Below are 21,893 nucleotides of genomic sequence, written 5' to 3' on the forward strand. Positions count from 1 at the left end.
TCCTTAAAGTTTAGCCGCGAGCTCCGCACCTTCACGTATTGCGCGTTTTGCATCTAACTCTGCTGCTAGTTTTGCGCCACCAATAATATGGTAATTGGCAAGGGTTTTCTCACCCTGTTCTGGCATCAAATGCTTCACCGATTCCTGACCTGCACAAACGACGATTGTATCTACACGTAATAATTGATCATGCCCTGCATGTTCAACCCAAAGACCTTCATCAGTAATGGCTTTGTATTGAACACCACGCAGCATACGAACCGCATTTTTCTTTAATTGTGCACGGTGTACCCAACCTGATGTTTTACCTAACCCAGCACCAATTGCAGTTGTTTTACGTTGTAATAAGTAGATTTCACGAACAGGAGGTTCGAGCTCAGCAGCCTGCATACCACCTTCTGTTATGTAGTTTGGATTTGGATCAACACCCCACTCCCGCTGCCAATCCGCTAAAGGCATTGGTTGTGGCTGATGTGGTGGTTTGAGTAAAAATTCAGATACATCAAAGCCAATGCCGCCTGCACCAATCACAGCAACTTTATTGCCCACAGCTGCGCCTTTCAGCACTTCTGCATAAGACAAGACATTCGGTGCATCACTACCTTCAATTTTTAAGCTGCGAGGAACCACACCTGTTGCAATAACAACTTCCTCAAACCCTTCACGTTCAAGCTGTTCACGGTTTACACGCGTATTTAAACGCAAATCCACACCCGTTTTTTCGATTTGAACTTTAAAGTAGCGAATCGTTTCATGAAATTCTTCTTTGCCGGGAATGACTTTTGCCAAATTAAATTGACCACCCACCTCTGCACCAGCTTCAAATAATGTCACCGCATGGCCTCGGCTTGCCGCAACCGTAGCTGCAGACATGCCTGCCACGCCACCACCGACGACTGCAATACGCTTCGGTTTTTTGGTCTTTAAATAAACCAATTCAGTTTCATATGCCGCTCGTGGGTTGACCAAACACGTCGCACGCTGATTTTTAAAAGTATGATCTAAGCAGGCTTGGTTACAGGCAATACAGGTATTAATTTCATCGACACGGTTGGTCGCCGTTTTATTTACCCAAAATGGATCTGCCAAGAATGGACGTGCCATTTGCACCATATCTGCCTTGCCTGAAGCTAAAATTTCTTCAGCTGTATCTGGCATATTGATACGGTTGGACGCAATGACAGGGATCGCAACATGTTTTTTGACTTCAGCGGTATAGTCCACAAACGCTGCGCGAGGCACTGAGGTCACAATTGTCGGAATACGTGCTTCATGCCAACCAATCCCCGTGTTCAATAACGTCACACCTGCAGCTTCCAATGCTTTAGCAACAGTAATGACTTCTGCCATGGTGTTCCCATCATGAACCAAATCAAGCAATGACAAACGGAAGCAGATAATAAATTTCTCACCCACTTCAGCACGTATTGATTTCACAATATCAACTGCAAGGCGCATACGATTTTCAATTTCACCGCCCCAACGGTCTGTACGTTGGTTGACATGACGGCTTAAAAATTGATTCAACAAGTAGCCTTCTGAACCCATAATTTCAACACCATCATAGCCGGCCTTATGTGCAAGACTTGCCGTTTTGACATAATCATCAATGGTTGAAAGAATTTGTTTGTCCGTTAATTGACGTGGTTTAAAAGGTGAAATCGGAGATTTAATCGGACTTGCTGACACTGCAAAAGGCTGATAGCCATAACGCCCAGCATGCAAGATTTGCATTAAAATTTTGGCACCATGCTTATGTACTGCATGGGTCACCAAGCGATGCGGAGCAATATCACCTAAAGTATTCATGGTTCCGCCAGCAGGTAACAGCCAACCTTGACGGTTTGGCGAAATACCGCCTGTAATAATCAGGCCGACACCACCTTTCGCACGCTCACCAAAATAAGCCGCAAGCTTAGGATAATTATAAAAACGATCTTCCAGCCCACTATGCATGGACCCCATCACGACACGGTTTTTAATCGTGGTAAAACCCAAATGTAAAGGCTTTAAAATATTTGCATAGCTAGTCGTTGTCATGCTGAATCCTTATTTTGGCTTTGCAACTTGTTGCATAACACTTTAGCGGTTTTTTTATATTTTGGGATGACAATTTAGAAAATATTCTTCGCCTTTATGGTCAATACCTCCGGATATATTAATCCTTTAACCATAAAAAAAGCCGTGTACTTTCACATCACGGCATGTTGTTTTTTAAAGCATTATTTCCAGTTTTTCAGCTTGCTGGTCTGCCCAATTCCCACGTTAAAACTATTGGTTGGATCCAGTTTTTGATAATGATTTTTTAATGCAGGCTTGGCCACATACAAATGCCCAACATTGTGTTCCGCAGGATATTCAGCGCCACGATCATCGAGTAAATGCCACATTGCATGTTCCATTGCCAAAGGGTCTACACCTTTTTTCACAATATAATCTTGATGAAAAACATGACAGAGAAAATGTCCATAATAGAGTTTATGGATAATTTGCTCATCCATGGCTTTCGGCAAAGTTTCCACCCATTCACGATCATTGCGACGTAATGCAATATCCAGTGCAACAATGTCTTCCACTTCTGAACGATGCGTATCACGATAACGAATGGCAGCTCCTGCCACCGCAAAACGATGTAAAAATGCCTTACGACCTTCTTCATCCGTACATTTAAAATAATGACCTGAGGTTTTATCTAAAAAATACGTTTTCAAATACGCATCAACTTGATCAACATCCTGATTTTCAATACGAATCATCAAATGATGTTCATATAAATCACGAAATTCATTCATACGTTTTGGCAAATGATTCGGCAAAAATTTAGTCACCAGCTGCAAGACTTTATCCGACAAACCTCGCAAGCCCAGTTTTTCTAAATAGCCATCGACTTTATCTTTCATGGCAAAAGCAGCAGGAACTTTTGCAGTGCCAAATTTTTCAATAAATACAAAAGAATCTTTGCCATATTCAGCCCCAATATCGTATGCCTTGCGATGAATGTACTCACCCGCAATCGGGAGGCGTGCAAGATCTTTTAATAGAAAACGACGAATTTCTGTTAAATCATCTTGCGAATTGGTTCCCACATAAAACACCTGACTAGGAATTTTTTCAAAGGTATCTAAACGTACTGCAAAGACGCAGACCTTACCCGCTGAACCTGATGCTTCAAATAGTCGACTCGGATCTGCATTAAAACGTGCAGGTGTATTTTCATCGACTTGTTTAACATCATGTGAGTAGCGTTTATCTGATGCACAGCAACTTGAATTATTCACAATATCATTGATTTGATAATTTTTATTTTCCAGCGCTGTGAGGATTTCTTCAGGCGTATTGCCAAGATTGACACCTAGATGATTGACCAACTCTAACTCACCTGACTCATTCACTTGTGCATACAGTGCAAGCTCTGTATAGGCAGGACCGCGGCGTACCAAAGCACCCCCTGAGTTATTGCATACGCCGCCCAAAACCGATGCCCCAATACAAGAAGAACCAATCACCGAATGAGGTTCACGATTAAATGGCAGCAAATCTTTTTCAAGTTTGTCTAATGTCGCCCCCGGTAGGCAAATGACTTGCTTGCCTTCATTAATCACTTGGATGCCAACCAAACGACGTGTACTTATCAGCACCACAGGACGGTCATAGTCATCACCAAACGGCGTTGAACCACCTGTCAGACCTGTATTGGCGGCTTGCATAATCACAATACAATTTGCATCCACAGCCGCTTGCAGCACTTGCCATTGCTCAAGCAAAGAGCCCGGTGTAACCACAGCCAATACTTTTCCTGCACCGTAACGGCGACCTTGGCGGTATAAACGTGTGTCTTTATCTTCAGTTAAAACGTGTTGCTTACCGACGATGTTGATAAGGTTTTGAATGGTTTGTAATGATTGAGTTTGCATGCTCGTAGAATTTTCCATTTTCATTATTTTCTCTCCTCGCTAAAGAGGAATTGCATTGTTATGCAATAAAAAATATTGATTTAAATAATTTTAAACAACGTAGGTTTATTTGCACATATCAAAAGTTTTTAGTCATTGTTATTAAAATCTATAATGAATATCCCTTCTCCCTTTGGGATGAGTAGCAACGCTAAGCAAGAGGGTTAGGAGAATTATTCAATAAACACCTCTCCCTAACCCTCTCCTGCAAAGAGAGGGAACTTTCATTGCTAATTTTTTTGATGACGAATAACTTTCCCAAGAGATCGATTCAAAAAATCACCCAGCCAACTCTTTCTCTAACTTCACCAAACAATCAGATGTAATATCCGCAATGGTTTTTGCACCTGTTAAGGTCATCGCAACACGCATTTCTTTATCAATCAGTTCTAGAAGATTAGAAACACCTTCACCACCCGCTGCACCGAGCGCATAAACAAAGGCGCGACCGAGCATACAGGTATCCGCACCCAAAGCCAGCATACGCACCACATCTAAACCATTTCGAATACCAGAGTCCGCAAGGATTTTAATATCGCCTTTTACTGCATCTGCAATTGGCGGTAATGCACGCGCTGATGATAAAACCCCATCGAGCTGACGGCCACCATGGTTTGACACCACAATGCCATCTGCACCAAAACGCACTGCATCTTTGGCATCTTCAGGGTCAAGTATGCCTTTAATGACCATCGGGCCATCCCAAAATTCACGAATCCACTCAAGATCTTTCCATGAAATTGATGGGTCAAAGTTATTACCCAACCAGCCGATATAATCTTCTAAACCTGTTGGTTTGCCCAAGTATTTTGAAATATTCCCTAAGTCATGCGGACGACCTAATAAACCCACATTCCACGCCCAGTGTGGGTGGAAACACGACTGCATATAACGGCGCATGGCTGCATTTGGCCCGCTCATTCCTGAGTGCGCATCACGGTAACGCGCGCCCGGAACAGGCATATCCACGGTAAACACCAGAGTTGAACAGCCTGCTGCTTTGGCACGTTCTAAGGCATTTTTCATAAAGCCACGGTCACGTAGCACATATAACTGAAACCACATGGGACGCTGAATCGCTGGCGCCACTTCTTCAATTGGACAAACTGAAACGGTAGACAGCGTAAATGGAATGCCCTTTTTATCTGCGGCAACGGCTGCTTGAACTTCACCACGACGTGCATACATCCCTGTTAAACCCACAGGTGATAGAGCCACAGGCATCGATAAGGTTTCATTAAACAGTTGGGTTTCTAGACTCAGCTGTGACATGTCATTCAGCACACGTTGACGCAACGCTATTTTTGATAAATCTTCTACATTACGCTTTAAGGTATATTCGGCATACGCCCCGCCATCGATGTAATGAAATAAAAATGGCGGTAAACGACGACGTGCCGCTTCACGGTAGTCATTGGCAGAAGAAATAATCATGCTTATATCCTGTTTAATCGACTGGCACGCTGACGACGAGCTTCTTCTTCATCAATCATGCGCACCTGTTGTACTACAAACTCAATGTGTCCACAGACTGCTTTACGTGCAGCTTCAGGATCACGACGTTCAATTGCATTCATGACTTGAAAGTGCTGATCATGCAATTGATCAAATCGGTGTGCTTCGCTATAAACTTTTCGACGACCTAAAACGACATTAAATTGCAACAGATCAAATAGACCACGCATCATCTGAATCAACACTAAATTATGTGATGCTTCAGCAATTGCTAAATGAAATTTGGCATCTGCACGCGCTGCTTCATCGTCATTGCCTAAAGCCTGAAAATGATTGATCTGATCATAATAATGTCGGATATGTGCCAAGTCCTCTGCTGTAGCACGTTGTGCCGCATACCATGCGGTACCACCTTCTAAAATAATGCGCGCCTCTTGCACATCAAAACGGTAGGCAGGGTCTTCACTAATCAAACTGCTGATGGGCTGCACAATTTGATAACTCGACCAAGTCGCAGGTAATTGCTTTAAAAAAGTCCCCGCACCGACTTTACTGACCAACACGCCCATGCTGGTCAATTGAGAAATCGCTTCGCGTAAAGAGGTGCGTGAGACGCCAAGTTGTTCACACAGTTTCCGTTCAGCAGGCAGACGATCTCCAACTTGCATATTGCTTTCTTCAATCAATACACGAAGACTTTGAACAGTTTTATCAGAGACTTTCATCTGCTTTCCTTAACGTTGTTACACAGTGCGTGTTATGGAATCATCCAAGGGAACACATAAGCTTGTAGGGTGATTAAAATCCCCATCATGATTGTGAACGTTATACTGTGTTTTACGGTAAAACGGAATAAATCAGACTCTTTACCTACCAATCCAACTGCCGCACATGCAATTGCAATTGACTGCGGAGAAATCATTTTTCCAGTCACACCACCACTGGTATTGGCAGCAACGAGTAATACTTCTGGCACACCAATTTGCTGTGCAGTAGTTGCCTGTAATGCAGCAAATAGTGCATTGGCTGACGTATCTGAACCCGTAAGGAAGACACCAAGCCATCCTAAAAATGGCGAGAAGAAGGTAAAGGCTTGGCCTGTATGCGCAAGTGCCAATGCCAATGTTGCCGACATCCCTGAATAGTTGGCGATAAATGCAAAAGCCAAGACCATTCCAATCGAATAAATTGGAATTTTTAATTCATTAATAGTTTCACCAAAGGTCACAATTGCTTCTTTAGGCTTCATTTTTAAGAAAATAATGGTAATGATCGCAGCAATGACAATTGCCGTACCTGTTGCCGAAAACCAATCAAATTTATAGATGGCATCGTAGTCCTTCATTTCAGGTACGACTGGCGGCATCTTTTGAACCAATTGATGTAAAAATGGCACTTTGATCGAAATAACCATGTCATGCAGCGCGCCATCTTTGGTAAATAAATCCTTAAACGGTTTAATACTCCAGATCGTGACCATCACCGTTAAGATCGCAAATGGCGACCACGCTTTTGCAATTTGCCCCAAGCTATATTTTTGCTGTTTTTGTGCAGCAACATCTTCACTCATCGTCGCATCTTGATCTGCAAAGCGGAAAATATGTTTAGGCTGCCAATATTTAAATAAAATCGTTAATGACACTAAAGAGGCAATCGCCGCGGTAATATCTGGTAATTCAGGACCGACAAAGTTCGAGGTTAGGTACTGTGCAATCGCAAAGCTACTCGCGCCAACAACAACTGCAGGCCAAGTTTCCTTCACACCGCGCCAGCCATCCATAATCGCCATAATCCAAAACAGTACAATCGGCACCATAAATGGCAGCTGTCGACCAACCATCTGACTGATTTCCATCGTATCAACACCAGACACTTGTCCAGCAACGATAATTGGAATACCCATCGCACCAAAAGCCACTGGCGCAGTATTGACGATCAGACAAAGACCTGCCGCATATAAAGGCTTAAAGCCTAAACCTACCAATAGTGCTGCGGTAATCGCCACAGGGGCACCAAAGCCCGCCGCACCTTCGAGGAAAGTACCGAAAGCAAAGCCAACTAACAGCATCTGTAATCGTTGATCTTCAGTAATGGAAAGAATCGAAGAACGGATGATGTCAAACTGCCCTGTTTTGACTGAAATTTTATACAGGAACACCGCACCAATAATGATCCATGCAATCGGCCATAAACCATAGAAGAAACCGTAGACCATCGAAGCCAATGCCATAAGCGCAGGCATGTCATAGGCAAATAAAGACACCAAAAGTGCCAGTACAACGGTGATCGTACCTGCCACACTGCCTTTTAAACGAAATACAGCAAGCGCCAAGAAAAAAAAGATAATCGGAATGAGCGCAATTAAACTTGATATCCATATATTCCCCATTGGGTCATATATTTGCTGCCATTGAAGCATTGTCATCTCCTTGAAATGCTTACTAAGATTTAATTATTGAGCAATATCAGCATGTGGTCTTTTTGCATTGGTATGACCAATATAAAAATCAAAGACATAAAAACTCATACTATTTTGCTGAAATACTCCGCAATTTTTAAATATTTCAAATCAATCATTCAAGCTTTTCTTGTTTTTGGTATGACCAATACTCAATGCGAAAACGTTATTTTCCAGTTTGAATTTTTAACAATAATTTTTTAAATATCTGTTTTATAATTATTATTTATGAATAAACTCTATAAAATATACTTTAGTCTAATAACCAAGCTTTGTTTGACTTCAGTCTCATTTCAGCGAAAAGGATAAAAACCAAATCAACCCAATATTGGTATGACCATTTATTTAAATCAAATAGATTTCTTTATATTTGCATCCTATTTCTTTCAGAAAATGCATTTTCCGCCTGCAAAAACTAGATGAAGTATTCAACAATAGATTTCAACGATCATTTTTTTCCACCTCATCGCTTGTATCTCATGATTTTTTAGAAAAACCGTGCAGAAAAGTGCTACAATCGCGCACATATATGTATTCTTTCAGGCCACCCATTCTCGGTGCCTATATTTATATCGTTAGGATTAACAATGACTGATAATGCAACTATCTTGCAGAATGTCCCAGTTGGCAAAAAAGTTGGTATTGCCTTCTCTGGTGGTCTAGATACTTCAGCTGCGCTTTTGTGGATGAAACAAAAAGGTGCGGAACCTTATGCTTACACAGCAAACTTAGGTCAACCTGATGAAGACGACTACGATGCGATTCCAAAAAAAGCGGAAGCGTATGGCGCAGTTAAAGCTCGCTTAGTTGATTGTCGTTTACAACTTGCATTAGAAGGTATTGCGGCTATTCAATGTGGCGCTTTCCACATTTCAACTGGTGGTATGCCTTATTTCAACACGACTCCTCTTGGTCGTGCAGTTACAGGTACGATGCTTGTAACCGCAATGAAAGAAGATGACGTAAACATCTGGGGTGACGGTTCGACTTATAAAGGTAACGACATTGAACGTTTCTACCGTTATGGTCTATTGACTAACCCAGCACTTAAAATTTACAAACCGTGGTTAGACCAAACCTTTATTGACGAATTAGGTGGCCGTGCAGAAATGTCACAGTTCCTAATCGACAACGGTTTTGACTACAAAATGTCAAAAGAGAAAGCGTACTCAACTGACTCAAACATGTTAGGTGCGACTCACGAAGCAAAAGATCTTGAATACCTTAATGCGGGTATCAAAATCGTAGACCCAATCATGGGCGTTGCGTTCTGGAAAGATGACGTAGAAGTAAAAGCTGAAGAAGTTTCTGTAACTTTCGAAGAAGGCTTCCCTGTTGCATTAAATGGCAAACGCATCGAAAACCCAGTTGAGTTCATTCTTGAAGCTAACCGTATCGGTGGTCGTCATGGTCTAGGTATGTCTGACCAAATCGAAAACCGTATCATTGAAGCAAAATCTCGTGGTATCTACGAAGCTCCGGGTATGGCACTTCTTCATATTGCTTATGAACGTTTAGTGACTGGTATTCATAACGAAGACACCATCGAACAATACCGTATTAACGGTCTGCGTTTAGGTCGTCTTCTTTACCAAGGTCGTTGGTTCGATTCTCAATCATTAATGCTTCGTGAAACTGCGCAGCGTTGGGTTGCTAAAGCAATCACTGGTACGGTGACTTTAGAACTTCGTCGTGGTAATGACTACACTATTCTAAACACTGAATCTCCTAACCTCACTTATGAAGCTGAGCGTTTAACTATGGAGAAAGGTGACTCTATGTTTAGTCCTGCTGACCGTATCGGTCAATTGACTATGCGTAACCTAGATATCACAGATACTCGCGCTAAATTAGGCATCTACACAAACTCTGGCTTACTTGCAGTAGGTACAGGTTCTGCAGTGCCTCAATTAAAAGACAAAAACAAATAAGATTTGTTGAGTCATAAAAAAACCGCGCAAAATGCGCGGTTTTTTTTATTGCAGATTTCAGAAAATTCCACTGACCAATTAAACATTAGGCCACATGTGCTGAACGAATCGATTGATAGTAAATTTGATTCCGGCCTAATTGTTTCGCACGATACAACGCCTGATCGGCAATATTTAACAGTTCATCCTTCGTCATATTTTCAGCACGATATACCGTAATACCCAAACTAATAGTGACGTGATTTGAAACCTGTGATTTAGCATGTGGAATTTCTAAACGATCGATTGCTTTATAAATATTTGACGCTACCGCATAAGCACCATGCGCATCGGTTTCAGGCAATAAAACCACAAATTCTTCACCACCATATCGCGCTACAAAATCCATATGTCGAATGGCATTTTTAATGGTTTTGGCAATGGTTGAAATTACATCATCGCCTTTTTGATGACCGTAAAAATCGTTATAGTTTTTAAAATGATCAACATCGATAAATAGCACAGCAAGCGAGGTGTTATTACGTCGAGATTGCTCATAAAAGGTATCAAGCATTTCATCAAAAGTACGTCGGTTTGAAATCTTGGTTAATTCATCATGCTGACTTAAATGTAAAAGCTCTGTGGTATGAATACGATGGATTTTTTCACTAATATCCGCGCGCAGCATATTCAAAAATATCATCCGTTCACGCGCACAGAGCATCTTACTGATTGCAAAACCCAATACACAGCTTCCAATCAGTACACGCCCCAACACCATCACATCAAATTTCACTTCTAATGAAAAAAGCATCAACATGGTGACCACAGCAGCCAACAATCCAGACATCAACATTTGGACCGGTTTTACCCCCGTCAAAATATAGCTCAAGATGTAAATCATACAAAGGATCATCATGGCCTGATGTTTAAGTGCTTCGGTATACACGGTCATGGTGAGCCAAGACATTGAAATAACAGCCCAAAACACTACAAACATACTGGCATGTGAAAAATAAGGCTTCAGACGGTCATAACGGGCAAAGGTATATAAAGCCAAAAGACACAGCGCACCATTGAGCTGACCGACCAAACAACGAATAAAATCATGCACAAAATGCTGTTGATTAATTATCCAGTAATCTCCGGGAATGATCAGCATCGTGAGCACAAAGTAGATCAACACTCCCATCCAAAAAAAATGACGTATGTTGGTTTGCGCACGATCGAGGCTTAAAGTCCAAAATTGAGTTTCCAGTTTTTTAGGAAACATTTCCCCTACACGACGGGTTTGCCGTGTAATCAGTTCCTCTATTTTTTCTTTATCGTATTGCAACTTTGCAAGGTTATACTTGTATTCCATTTCCAAGCATTTATCTAATTCTTTTAGTCATTTAAAAATACCACAGTTTTATTCTATATTTATATCTGTTCAGTCATTTGTACAGAAATCTCGTTACCATTTTCACATTATTTGCATTATCATTTGTTTTATTTCCAAGCTTGGAATCGCTGTGAACACGATTACTCTTCTTCAGCCAGATGATTGGCATGCACATTTACGTGACGGTCTAGCCCTAAAGCGTACAGTTCCTGATTTAGCACAACAATTCTCTCGCGCGATTTGTATGCCAAATACCGTACCACCGGTAAAAACCGTTGAAGAAGCAAATGCATACCGTGAACGTATCATGGCAAATGTTCCTGAAGGCGTTCACTTTGACCCGCGCATGGTGCTCTATTTCACAGACAACACCCCAGCGAGTGAAGTTAAAAAAATTAAAGAATCTGAGCATGTTAATGCCATCAAGCTCTATCCAGCAGGTGCAACCACGAACTCAGACAGTGGTGTCAGCGACATTAGTAAAGTCTATGGTGTGATTGAGCAACTCGAAGAGCACCAAGTGCCATTACTCTTACATGGTGAAGTGACCCATAACCATGTCGATATTTTTGACCGTGAAAAACGTTTCCTAGATGAAGTGCTATCTCCACTGTTAAAACAGTTCCCTAAATTAAAATTGGTACTAGAACACATCACCACCAGTGAAGCTGCGCATTTTGTATTAGAACAAGACCGTAATGTCGCTGCGACAATCACACCACAACATTTATTATTTAACCGTAATGATATGTTGGTGGGTGGTATTAAACCGCATTTCTATTGCTTACCGATTTTAAAACGTCAAACCCATCAGCAAACTTTGCTCGAAGTCGCGACCAGTGCGAACCCTAAATTTTTCTTAGGTACAGACAGTGCGCCGCACTCAAAAAATGCTAAAGAAAATGCATGTGGCTGTGCAGGATGTTATAGTGCACCAACAGCAATTGAGCTATACGCTCAAGCATTTGATCAAGTCGGTAAAATCGACCGTTTAGAAGGTTTTGCAAGCCACTTTGGTGCAGACTTCTACGGACTCCCTCGAAATACCAATACCATTACTTTGGTAAAAGAAGATCAAGTGATCCCTGAAAGTTTAGACTACTTGGATGGCGAAAAAATTATTCCGTTGTATGCGGGTAAGACCATCCAATGGAGAAAAGTGTGACAGATGAAACTCGACCAGTCATTGGTCAACGTTTCCGTGGATTCCTACCTGTTGTTGTCGATGTCGAAACAGCAGGTTTTAATTCACAGACCGATGCCTTACTGGAAATTGCAGCGATTCCTATTGTGTATGATGCAGAAGGTAATTTTGTACCGGGTGAAGCCCACCATGCACATATCAATCCATTTGAAGGTGCCAACCTTGACCGTCGTTCACTGGATTTTATTGGTGTAGATCCATTTAATCCGATGCGTATGGCCATGGCTGAAGATGAGAAATCAGCATTAAAACGTATTTTTAAGTCAGTGAATGAAGTACGTCGTCAACAAAACTGCACTCATGCTGTTTTAGTTGGTCACAATGCACATTTTGATTTAGGGTTTGTACAGGCAGCTATTGCACGTACAGGAACAAAAAATCAAAATCCTTTCCATAGTTTTTCCGTATTCGATACAGTGACATTGAGCGCTGTAATGTTTGGACAAACTGTGCTGGCAAAATCATGTATTCAAGCAGGTATTGAGTTTGATGGTAAAGAAGCACACTCTGCACTTTACGATACTCAGAAGACCGCTGAACTGTTCTGTTATATTTTGAACAAACTCGGCCCTCACCTACTTGACACTATGATGGCGGATCAATAAGATACCGCCATCTTCTAAATGTCCCTATCGTCTAGAGGCCTAGGACATCGCCCTTTCACGGCGGTAACCGGGGTTCGAATCCCCGTAGGGACGCCAATACTTCTTATCAAGCTTTTTCTTTTTTCTAATATTCATAACGAATGAATATTCTTAAATCATCACTATTTCTATCTTAATTCTCATTGACTGAATTTCTGTGTATTAAAAAATCACTTATTGCAAATAATTCTCATTTCTATTGATTATTCTTGTAAAGTTAATGATAATCGCTATCGTTTTTATCTGCATAATTATTGACAGCCATGCGCTTTGCCTATTCTCCCCTCAATATCGCAATTTTGACTGCTTTAGCATCTCAAACGTATGCAAATGAAAGCCAGATCTCCGAAGAAATCAAAACCAATACGGTGTCGATGACACCTATTGAGGTTGAAGTCAAAGCCAAGCAAGAAGTAGGTAAAACCGTCTACACCAAAGAAGATTTAGAAAAAACGCCGAATAGCTCAAAAAATATCACAGACTTTTTAAAAGTTAATCCAAATGTGCAGTTTAGCCGTGAACAACGTTCTGCAGATTCACAGGCTGAGCTACGACCATCCGAGATTTCTATTAATGGCGCGCAAACTTACCGAAATAAATTTGTAATTAACGGCGTCAATACCACCAATAACCTTGACCCTCTGGCAAGTGGCGACTCCTATTCAGGCAAGCTAGATGGTGGCTCACAAGGGATGGCCCTAAATACCGATTTAATTTGTAAATTAGAATTGATCGATAGTAATGTTTCTGCAGCATACGGCGAATTTACAGGTGGTGTAGTTAATGCTGAAACTTGTGCCCCAAATACTGAAATTGGCAAAATCCACGGCTCCCTTACTTACGACTACACGGAAAGTGATTGGTCACGTTATCATTTTACCGATGAAGAAGAAGCTGCAGAGTTTGAAGATCCAACCTCATCAAATAATAAAGAATATAAAAAACACGGCCTAAGCCTGAATCTATACAGCAAACTCTCTGAACAATGGGGCATCAATAGTTATGCCTCTAAACGTGAATCCATCGTTCCAGTAATGAGTGGTTTAGAAGATCGCAGTAAAGTCAAAAGCGAGCGTAATAATATCAACTTAGGGACTACCCTTTTTTACACACCTTCGGACACAATCAAAGCGAAGTTTGGCTTTGATTTAGGGGATTTGGACAGTCTAAATTTCGTTGATAAGCGAATAAATTCAAAAAGTATTAGCAATACAGAAACGCTGACATTTTTTGGTGAATTAGAAAGTAAACTCAATAATTCAACATTAAAACAAAATATTAGCTATCAAACGCTAAGCCAAGCACGTGAAAATGATTCAACTACCGGCATTCTTTGGAAGCAAACACCAACTAAAAACTGGAGTTCCAATCCTGGTGAAGGTGCCACAAGTAGTGATATTGAATTACACCAAGATACATTTTCGTATAGTCTAAAAAATGCGTTTGATACCATTCAGATTGGCAACAGCATGCAACAATTAAGCTTTGGTATGGGCTATGACTATTCTAAAATTGCATGGGAACGGCCTAACGATGCCTATATGTATAATCAGCCTAAGACTTTTACATCTAGTTCAGGCATTAGCTGTACGGCAGGTGATATTCTTTGTGATGAAGCAACGGATGAAAATAACTATCAAGGCCAATATCAAACAAATGGCAAGTATTATCAAAAAGGTAAAGTTAATATTGACCAACAACGTGTGCATACCTTCATTGAAAACACATCGACTTGGGATAATTTTTCAGCGCGTTTAGGTTTACGTGCAGATTATAACAGCTTGTCGAAAAATTTAAATATTGCACCTCGTAGTGCCTTTAACTATAAACCGCTAAAAAATGATCTTTTGTCCTTCACTACGGGATGGAATCGATATTATGCAAACTATACCTTAGCCACTGAACTGCAAGATCAACTTGCATTTTTGGAATACAATTTAAAACGCACAAAAAATCAAACTGAAGACTATTGGACTCAAACTGGATTATCAGATTTAATATTAGCTAATTCCAATATTCAACGTGCCAATTTAAAGACCCCTTATGCTGACGAAATTGTGTTTGCCATTAATAGCCAAGTTAAAAACTGGAACCTTGGTCTGAAATGGGTGAATCGCGATAGCAAAGATGAAATCACAAAAAATCGTTTTATTGATCCAACCACTAGCAATACCATCGATCATTTTGAATATAGTAATAGTGGTAAAGCAAAAGCTGACATTTACACACTCACACTCAGAAATACGCTGCAAGTCGTTTATAAAAACTCTCTGCACGGGTTTAACTTTGGCTTTGATTACACTGAATCAGAAAAAAATTATTTAGACTATTCTGAGTCATATAACGTTAACAGTAATACGGCTGCTGAAGATCGCGATATTATCTTTAACGGCAGCCTCATCCAATTTAATGAACGTCCTGTTGAAAATTTCAATCAGCCTTGGACTGCTCGTTTTGGTTGGGACATTGAGTTTTCAAATTTACCATTAAAGATTAATAACTTCTTAAGCTACAAATCTGAATATAAAGATACGTATAAACTAAAAAACAAAGTTGAACATGATGGTGTCCTGTTGGAAGCCTATGCTACAGATACGATTAGACCTCGATTTAGTTGGGATATGCGTACCACTTATGATTTCAATTTCGCTAAAGATTACAAAGCAATATTCGGTTTAACCATTAACAATATTACCAATCGACATAATATCTATACCACCCCAGGTATTAGTGAGTCGACCAACAGACTTAGATCTGAAATTGGGCGACAGTTCATTGCTGATGTCACATTTAAATTTTAAACTTCCCCTATCAAGAGCACCTAAAAATGCTCTTGATTCATTTTCAAATAGAATAAAACATGAAAAAAATAATCTTACTCTTTGGCCTGTGCATAGTATGTCTCGGTATCTTCATCTACATTTTTAGACCCGAAGCCAGCCTACCGACAAATCCTTCAAATACTGTTGAGCATGATGCCAATCAGACAAATCAAACAGCATTGAATGATGACCAAGAATCTTTTATTCCCAAAACCAACGATCGTGACACTCAAATACAAGCGAAAAAACCCAAAAAATTGAGCGAAGAAGCAATACAGTATTACCGAACAGCAACCAAATACGGTTGGGAGTCAATCGTTCGTGATTTCGAAAATGGAACCATTCTAAAAAGTAAAATGCCTAAAGGGGAAAAAGAAAAACTTTGCGAAATTGCACTGAGTCTAAGTACTGCCAATCAAACCAAACGCTTATTTAAAGCAAATTGCAAACCACTCAATGGCCGTTCATCCTCTATGATTATTAATGGCGCATTAACCAATGCAAAAGGCAAAATAGATCAAAACGAAATCATTGAAAAATTAAAATTCTACAAATCGGAAAATGTTTTACAAACTCACGTTACGTATAAATTTGGCCCGTATGAAGAAAAAAGCTCTTTGCAATCTAACGCAATTGGTTGGGGACTAGAAGACGTTTCTGATTATTTGCTGAGTATTGGTGTCGATTACACGGGCGTGGATGGTAATTTAATTTTAGACAATATCAAAGGCCGTAACCCTTCTGGGAGTTTGGTTCAAAAACTACTGAATGCAGGAATCGAGCCCAATAGTAGCGTCTATAAACAAATAGAACAGAATGACTTTTCCACCAAACATCCTGATGTTTACAATTTATTAAAAGCACATAAACCATGAAAAACATCGTTATTACCAGCTGCTTGCTAATGAGTATGCATTGCTTTGCAAATGCTCCATTACCACAAAATCTCTCTACCAATGCACCATCAGTGAAAAACATTCAAGACTTTAAAAAGATCAAAGGGATGACAAATGATGCATCTCGTTATTATAAATTTATAAACATATATGGTTGGTCAGCCATAGTGCAGGAATTTGAAAATAAAAATATTCAAAGCAGTAAAATGAAAAATAAAGAAGTTAAAAAAATGTGTGACACAGCGCATCTTATACTTCCACTTCAAGATATCAAGCGACTGATTGCTGCTAATTGCAAACCCAGCTCAAACAATGTCACTTTTAATACCATCAATAGGACTTTAAAAAATGGCGATGGTTCTATTAATGAACAAGAAATTATTGCCAAGTTAGAATTTTATAATGCATTAGGATTATTAAAAACACATCAAACATACGGCCGTGGCTATCGTGCAGAAACATATAATTTACTCTACAAAGCTGCCGGTTTTGGTTTGCCTGATGTTTTTGATTATCTCCTGAATATCGGACTCACAGTAAAATATACCGATGGTAACTTACTGAATACACATTTTGATGGTCGCTCCCCTCAACTCGCTTTAACCCAAAAAATTTTAAAACTGGGTGTCGAGCCAAATGCCTCAACCATTACGATCATGCAACAACAGAACTTTAAACAACACTACCCTGACATCTACCAAGTCATCCTGTCCAATCTAGAACAGAAAAACCGTAAACTTTAATTAATTACAGCCTGACTGGTTTTGTTTATACTTCAGCTTGATCTATTTTGATGTAAGAATACCCTATGTTTAAAAAGTTGCTCTTAGTTTTAGCCATCTTATTTCCATCTGCACTCTATCTGTATATTGTGAGCCGCGATGACAACAAAGCCCCTGTAGCTGAACAAACTCAAGTACCTGCAACTTCTGAAGCTGAGTATCAAACTCCTGACCATTAATCCAATGGTCAGTGCTAAAGATTTAAATTTTAGATCAGTATTATTACATTATAAGAAAAATTCGATTTATCAATCATTTCACTGCATTCAATCATAAAATATACCTTTCATTCAATTTTCTTTTCACTATGCAATCTCCCTCTGAACCTTCGCAACACTCGTCTGCTGAAGGTAAAAGTCCATCGCTTAAACGTGCGATGACGACTCGACACCTTGTGATGCTCTCACTTGGTGGTGCAATTGGTACTGGTTTGTTTATGGGTTCAGGTGAAGTTATTTCACAAGCTGGGCCTTTGGGCGCTGTACTTGCCTACATTATTGGCGGTCTAATCGCCTACATGGTTATGCTCTGTTTGGGTGAGCTTGCCGTACATTTACCTGTTTCTGGCTCTTTTGGTGCTTTTGCGACAAATTATATTGGCCCGGGTACCGGTTATATGGTGTCTTGGATGTACTGGTTGGGCTGGTCTGCCACCTTAGGTACAGAATTTACTGCGGCGGCTATTTTGATGCAGGAATGGTTTCCACAAACCTCTATTTGGTTATGGACACTGATCTTCGCTGCGGGTGTACTGATTTCTAATTTAAGCTCTACACGCGCATTCGCAGAGTCAGAATTTTGGTTATCAATGGTGAAAGTTGCAACAGTGTTGATTTTCATCATCCTTGGTTTTGCCTGCATCTTTGGTTTCGTACCTTTCCAAGGCTATGAATCAGCTCCAATGTTCCACAATTTGACAGAACATGGTTGGCTGCCAAATGGTTTGTTCCCTCTGTTTGCCACGCTATTGATCGTGAACTTTGCCTTTAATGGTACGGAGATGATTGGTATCGCTGCAGGTGAAACTGAAAACCCTGAAAAGAATGTGCCTAAAGCCATTCATGCTGCGGTATGGCGCTTAATCATTTTCTTTGTCGGCACTATTATCGTTATCAGTTCACTGTTGACCTATACCGATGCAGGTTTAAATGTCGGCGGACATGGCGGCTTAAGTAGTAGCCCATTCGTTTCCGTATTTAACCTGATGGGCATTCCCTATGCAGAAGACTTGATTCGTTTCGTCATTATTACGGCCTTACTGTCTACAGCTAACTCTGGTTTATATGCTGCATCGCGTATGATGTGGGCGCTGTCCGCACAAAAACAATTACCACGTGCTTTCGGCAAATTAAGCAAAACTGGTGTGCCTTATATTGCTGTATTGGTCACTATGATCGGTGGTTTACCGGGTCTATTATCAGAACAATTTGGCGCAGATGTCATCTTCAAAAACTTGATGGGGGTTGCTGCCTTCACCATGGTGATCGTGTGGATGAGTATTTGTTGGAGTCAATTTAACTTCCGTCGCCAATGGCTGAAACAAGGTCATAGCGTGTCAGAACTTAAATTCCGTACACCATGGTTCCCACTGGTTCCAATCCTTGGGTTTGTCTGCTGTACCGCAACAGGCTTAAGTATGGCTGCAGATCCTGAAATGCTTTCTGGCTTTATTGGCTGTCTGATCTTTATGGCAGCGTGTTATGCAGGTTATTATTGGTTATATCACGATAAATAAAATAGTTAAGGTGGCTCATTAGCCACCTTTTTTTATGAAACTATTTCTCTTCTCTATGAGAGAAAAATTAGGGTTTCCATATAAATTCAAAAATGATTTGTGGGAGCAGTTTAATCCACAAAAACCACTGTACAAATTATAATTTAAGGAAATAGTTCAACTGCTTTTCGTCAATGAGTTTTTATCCTCGCTCAACACCAAGATATAATCCCATACTTTCAACTCTAATGAGTCCTTTTCGGATTTTGCCCCTTTAGAAATATTAGCTAAAAGACACGCAGCTACTATTGCTAGAAATATTTGGATAGATACTCTCAAACTTGTATTAGATATTAATTCAACAAAAGTAAAGTTAAAAACTATTAATGAAAGTGGCAAAAGCACCCGACTTGAATTCATCTGTTTTTTAAATTCAGGAAAATCACGATTAATAACCAATAAATCTTGTTTGTCTTTACTCCACAACATTGGCTCAAAAATTACATCCAATTTTTTTTCTAATTTTTCAAGTTCTACATCATCACTAGACAACTGATATCTTCGAACCTTTAAGATTAAATATAATTTAAAAAAGCTCTGGATATCTAAAAAATAATGAGAATTATCTAAAGATTTAAGGTGATTATACGTAATTCTACTTTCCCCATCTAAATCCCTAAATAAAAGTTCATCAATAATTCTTTCAAACTCTAATTTACTGATATACGAAGAAAAATTATTTGTATAAATTTCAAACCAATGCAAATAATTCAATAAAACTATATAGAATCTTTCATGGACTTTGCCCACATTAAATTGATTGATTTCAAATAAAATTCCAGAAATAAACTCATTAAAATTATTTTTCATTAAAAAAATTCTGTTTTTGTTTCATTTATATACATTTAGAATATAACAATGAAACTCTATTTTGACAAATATAGATGGGCTATGTACTATACACCCACCTCAAAACGTCCCTATCGTCTAGAGGCCTAGGACATCGCCCTTTCACGGCGGTAACCGGGGTTCGAATCCCCGTAGGGACGCCAATTCTTCTGTCAGCTCTGACAAACTTAAAGTTTATTTATCTATAATTTATATTAATTGATTGCATCATCATTGCATTCTTCTCTACAATTACTCGCTTCATTATTTGATTCTCCTTTTTCTCTATGCAGTCATCACATTCTCCGAATGATGCTTCGCATCAGGGCAATTCTGCGCCGTTAAAACGCGCTATGAGTACTCGACATCTGGTGATGATTTCGCTTGGCGGCGCAATCGGTACTGGTTTATTTCTTGGTTCGGGTGAAGTCATTGCACAAACGGGGCCTGTAGGTGCCATTATTTCGTATTTTTTAGGCGGTATTATCGCCTATATGGTGATGCTTTGCTTAGGCGAGCTCGCGGTACATATGCCAGAATCTGGTTCATTTGGCGCTTATGCTAAACGCTATATCGGACCGGGTACGGGTTATACCATCACTTGGCTGTATTGGCTGACATGGTCAGTAACGCTAGGAACTGAATTTACTGCTGCTGCACTTTTAATGCAGGAATGGTTCCCAGACAGTTCTATGTGGATGTGGACCTTAATCTTTGGTGCTTTTGTATTCAGCTTGAATATGATTTCAACTAAATGGTTTGCTGAATCTGAATTTTGGCTAGCCTTAGTCAAAGTGATTACCGTTGTAGCCTTTATTATTTTAGGTCTATTGGCCATTTTTGGTGTTTTAGGCTATCAAGGCTATGAAGCTGCACCGCTGTTTAGCAACCTCACTGCACAAGGCTGGTTCCCTGAAGGTTTGTTCCCAATCTTCGCTACAATGTTGATTGTTAACTTTGCATTCTCAGGTACTGAACTGATTGGTGTTGCTGCGGGTGAAACCAAAGATCCAGCTAAAAATGTACCTAAAGCCATTAACACGGCGATTTTCCGCTTGTTGATTTTCTTTGTAGGTACCATTGTTGTTATTACTGCATTATTGCCACACCAAGAAGCCGGCTTATCTGCCGAAGGTGTAAGTAGTTCACCTTTCGTAACGGTATTCCAGCACATTGGTATTCCTTATGCAGAAGACATCATCCGCTTTGTGATTATCACAGCCCTACTTTCTGCTGCAAACTCAGGTTTATTTGCTGCATCTCGAATGATGTGGTCATTGTCCTATAGTAAGCAATTACCTGCGGTGTTCTCTAAAGTGAACTCGCGCGGTATTCCTTATGTTGCAGTAATTGTGACCATGATCGGTGGTATGCCAGGCTTACTTTCTGAGCAATTTGCACCAGAAACCATCTTCAAAAACTTGTTAGGTGTTGCTGCATTTACCATGGTGGTGGTGTGGATGAGTATTTGTTTAAGCCAATTCAACTTCCGTCGTCAGTGGTATAAAGAAGGCAAAACTGCAAAAGATTTAGCTTTTGCTGCACCACTCTTCCCAATCGTGCCGATACTCGGTTTTGTATTCTGTCTGATTACCTGTATTAGTATGGTATTTGACCCAGAAATGTTAACTGGCTTTATCTGCTGTATGATCTTCATTGTGGCGTGTTATATCAGCTACTACACCTTGTATCACAACAAAGATTGATCTGTGTTGTCATGCCAAACACGATAAAAGAGTAACTTCGGTTGCTCTTTTTTTATGGCTATATTTTAATAAAAGTA

Annotated in this window: 16 protein-coding genes and 2 tRNA genes; 11 read left to right on the forward strand and 7 right to left on the reverse strand. The window is 40.1% G+C overall.

Translation table 11 applies throughout. The features are described 5' to 3' along the window. Positions 1–3 precede the first annotated feature (3 nt). The 5 genes from B1201_RS07065 to lldP form a co-directional block, all read right to left on the reverse strand. Positions 4–2,040 carry an NADPH-dependent 2,4-dienoyl-CoA reductase gene (locus B1201_RS07065; protein ID WP_078192908.1) on the reverse strand — a complete coding sequence of 679 codons (2,037 nt, stop codon included), beginning with the start codon at positions 2,038–2,040 and terminating at the stop codon, positions 4–6. A gap of 182 nt (positions 2,041–2,222) precedes the next feature. Further along, positions 2,223–3,914 (reverse strand): D-lactate dehydrogenase, encoded by a 1,692-nt coding sequence (gene dld / locus B1201_RS07070; protein WP_078193289.1) that lies wholly within the window; start codon positions 3,912–3,914, stop codon positions 2,223–2,225. A 318-nt stretch (positions 3,915–4,232) separates the two neighbouring features. Next, on the reverse strand, positions 4,233–5,387 hold the full coding sequence (lldD, locus tag B1201_RS07075; protein WP_078192909.1) for an FMN-dependent L-lactate dehydrogenase LldD: 1,155 nt from the start codon (positions 5,385–5,387) through the stop codon (positions 4,233–4,235). A 2-nt stretch (positions 5,388–5,389) separates the two neighbouring features. Next, positions 5,390–6,133: a transcriptional regulator LldR gene (lldR, locus tag B1201_RS07080; protein WP_078189144.1), complete on the reverse strand. Its 744-nt coding sequence runs from the start codon at positions 6,131–6,133 to the stop codon at positions 5,390–5,392. A 32-nt stretch (positions 6,134–6,165) separates the two neighbouring features. After that, positions 6,166–7,833, reverse strand: coding sequence for an L-lactate permease (gene lldP / locus B1201_RS07085; protein ID WP_171263757.1), 1,668 nt, complete (start codon positions 7,831–7,833; stop codon positions 6,166–6,168). Between the two features lie 620 nt (positions 7,834–8,453). On the opposite strand from lldP, the gene argG reads away from it, so the two are divergent. Further along, positions 8,454–9,797, forward strand: coding sequence for an argininosuccinate synthase (argG, locus tag B1201_RS07095; protein ID WP_078192912.1), 1,344 nt, complete (start codon positions 8,454–8,456; stop codon positions 9,795–9,797). An 85-nt stretch (positions 9,798–9,882) separates the two neighbouring features. Here the strand turns inward: argG and B1201_RS07100 are convergent, their stop codons facing one another. Continuing rightward, the gene (locus B1201_RS07100) at positions 9,883–11,139 is read right to left on the reverse strand and encodes a sensor domain-containing diguanylate cyclase (RefSeq protein ID WP_078192913.1); all 1,257 of its coding nucleotides are present in this window, start codon (positions 11,137–11,139) and stop codon (positions 9,883–9,885) included. Between the two features lie 151 nt (positions 11,140–11,290). On the opposite strand from B1201_RS07100, the gene pyrC reads away from it, so the two are divergent. The 8 genes from pyrC (at position 11,291) to B1201_RS07135 (ending at position 19,243) form a co-directional block, all read left to right on the forward strand. Next, on the forward strand, positions 11,291–12,325 hold the full coding sequence (gene pyrC / locus B1201_RS07105) for a dihydroorotase (RefSeq protein ID WP_078192914.1): 1,035 nt from the start codon (positions 11,291–11,293) through the stop codon (positions 12,323–12,325). Next, a complete protein-coding gene (gene rnt, locus B1201_RS07110) occupies positions 12,310–12,969 on the forward strand; it encodes a ribonuclease T (RefSeq protein ID WP_078192915.1) in 660 nt (219 codons plus the stop codon). The genes pyrC and rnt overlap by 16 nt, the downstream gene beginning before the upstream one ends. A gap of 20 nt (positions 12,970–12,989) precedes the next feature. After that, positions 12,990–13,065 (forward strand) — tRNA-Glu (locus B1201_RS07115). A 206-nt stretch (positions 13,066–13,271) separates the two neighbouring features. Next, positions 13,272–15,809: a TonB-dependent receptor plug domain-containing protein gene (locus tag B1201_RS07120; RefSeq protein WP_078192916.1), complete on the forward strand. Its 2,538-nt coding sequence runs from the start codon at positions 13,272–13,274 to the stop codon at positions 15,807–15,809. Between the two features lie 59 nt (positions 15,810–15,868). Next, positions 15,869–16,705, forward strand: coding sequence for a hypothetical protein (locus tag B1201_RS07125; protein WP_078192917.1), 837 nt, complete (start codon positions 15,869–15,871; stop codon positions 16,703–16,705). After that, complete coding sequence (locus B1201_RS07130) at positions 16,702–17,469, forward strand: hypothetical protein (protein WP_078192918.1); 768 nt, start codon at positions 16,702–16,704, stop codon at positions 17,467–17,469. The genes B1201_RS07125 and B1201_RS07130 overlap by 4 nt, the downstream gene beginning before the upstream one ends. 65 nt (positions 17,470–17,534) lie before the next feature. After that, a complete protein-coding gene (locus B1201_RS16940; protein WP_168379378.1) occupies positions 17,535–17,687 on the forward strand; it encodes a hypothetical protein in 153 nt (50 codons plus the stop codon). A 128-nt stretch (positions 17,688–17,815) separates the two neighbouring features. After that, positions 17,816–19,243, forward strand: coding sequence for an amino acid permease (locus tag B1201_RS07135; RefSeq protein ID WP_078192919.1), 1,428 nt, complete (start codon positions 17,816–17,818; stop codon positions 19,241–19,243). A gap of 156 nt (positions 19,244–19,399) precedes the next feature. Here the strand turns inward: B1201_RS07135 and B1201_RS07140 are convergent, their stop codons facing one another. Beyond that, a complete protein-coding gene (locus B1201_RS07140) occupies positions 19,400–20,092 on the reverse strand; it encodes a hypothetical protein (protein ID WP_078192920.1) in 693 nt (230 codons plus the stop codon). A gap of 106 nt (positions 20,093–20,198) precedes the next feature. Here B1201_RS07140 and B1201_RS07145 point away from each other — a divergent pair. Together B1201_RS07145 and B1201_RS07150 are read left to right on the forward strand one after the other, a co-directional pair. After that, positions 20,199–20,274: transfer RNA gene (locus tag B1201_RS07145), tRNA-Glu, on the forward strand. 123 nt (positions 20,275–20,397) lie between these two features. Beyond that, positions 20,398–21,816, forward strand: coding sequence for an amino acid permease (locus B1201_RS07150; protein WP_078192921.1), 1,419 nt, complete (start codon positions 20,398–20,400; stop codon positions 21,814–21,816). Positions 21,817–21,893: the final 77 nt, after the last annotated feature.

The organism is Acinetobacter sp. ANC 5600, from assembly GCF_002018395.1.
Taxonomy (GTDB): domain Bacteria; phylum Pseudomonadota; class Gammaproteobacteria; order Pseudomonadales; family Moraxellaceae; genus Acinetobacter; species Acinetobacter amyesii.

Excerpts from the sequence above, each read along its gene's own strand:
- B1201_RS07065 (WP_078192908.1), bottom strand. The coding sequence starts at position 2,040 with ATGACAACGACTAGCTATGCAAATATTTTAAAGCCTTTACATTTGGGT.
- dld (WP_078193289.1), bottom strand. The coding sequence starts at position 3,914 with ATGCAAACTCAATCATTACAAACCATTCAAAACCTTATCAACATCGTC.
- lldD (WP_078192909.1), bottom strand. The coding sequence starts at position 5,387 with ATGATTATTTCTTCTGCCAATGACTACCGTGAAGCGGCACGTCGTCGT.
- lldR (WP_078189144.1), bottom strand. The coding sequence starts at position 6,133 with ATGAAAGTCTCTGATAAAACTGTTCAAAGTCTTCGTGTATTGATTGAA.
- lldP (WP_171263757.1), bottom strand. The coding sequence starts at position 7,833 with ATGACAATGCTTCAATGGCAGCAAATATATGACCCAATGGGGAATATA.
- argG (WP_078192912.1), top strand. The coding sequence starts at position 8,454 with ATGACTGATAATGCAACTATCTTGCAGAATGTCCCAGTTGGCAAAAAA.
- B1201_RS07100 (WP_078192913.1), bottom strand. The coding sequence starts at position 11,139 with ATGGAATACAAGTATAACCTTGCAAAGTTGCAATACGATAAAGAAAAA.
- rnt (WP_078192915.1), top strand. The coding sequence starts at position 12,310 with ATGGAGAAAAGTGTGACAGATGAAACTCGACCAGTCATTGGTCAACGT.
- B1201_RS07120 (WP_078192916.1), top strand. The coding sequence starts at position 13,272 with ATGCGCTTTGCCTATTCTCCCCTCAATATCGCAATTTTGACTGCTTTA.
- B1201_RS07125 (WP_078192917.1), top strand. The coding sequence starts at position 15,869 with ATGAAAAAAATAATCTTACTCTTTGGCCTGTGCATAGTATGTCTCGGT.
- B1201_RS07130 (WP_078192918.1), top strand. The coding sequence starts at position 16,702 with ATGAAAAACATCGTTATTACCAGCTGCTTGCTAATGAGTATGCATTGC.
- B1201_RS16940 (WP_168379378.1), top strand. The coding sequence starts at position 17,535 with ATGTTTAAAAAGTTGCTCTTAGTTTTAGCCATCTTATTTCCATCTGCA.
- B1201_RS07135 (WP_078192919.1), top strand. The coding sequence starts at position 17,816 with ATGCAATCTCCCTCTGAACCTTCGCAACACTCGTCTGCTGAAGGTAAA.
- B1201_RS07140 (WP_078192920.1), bottom strand. The coding sequence starts at position 20,092 with ATGAAAAATAATTTTAATGAGTTTATTTCTGGAATTTTATTTGAAATC.
- B1201_RS07150 (WP_078192921.1), top strand. The coding sequence starts at position 20,398 with ATGCAGTCATCACATTCTCCGAATGATGCTTCGCATCAGGGCAATTCT.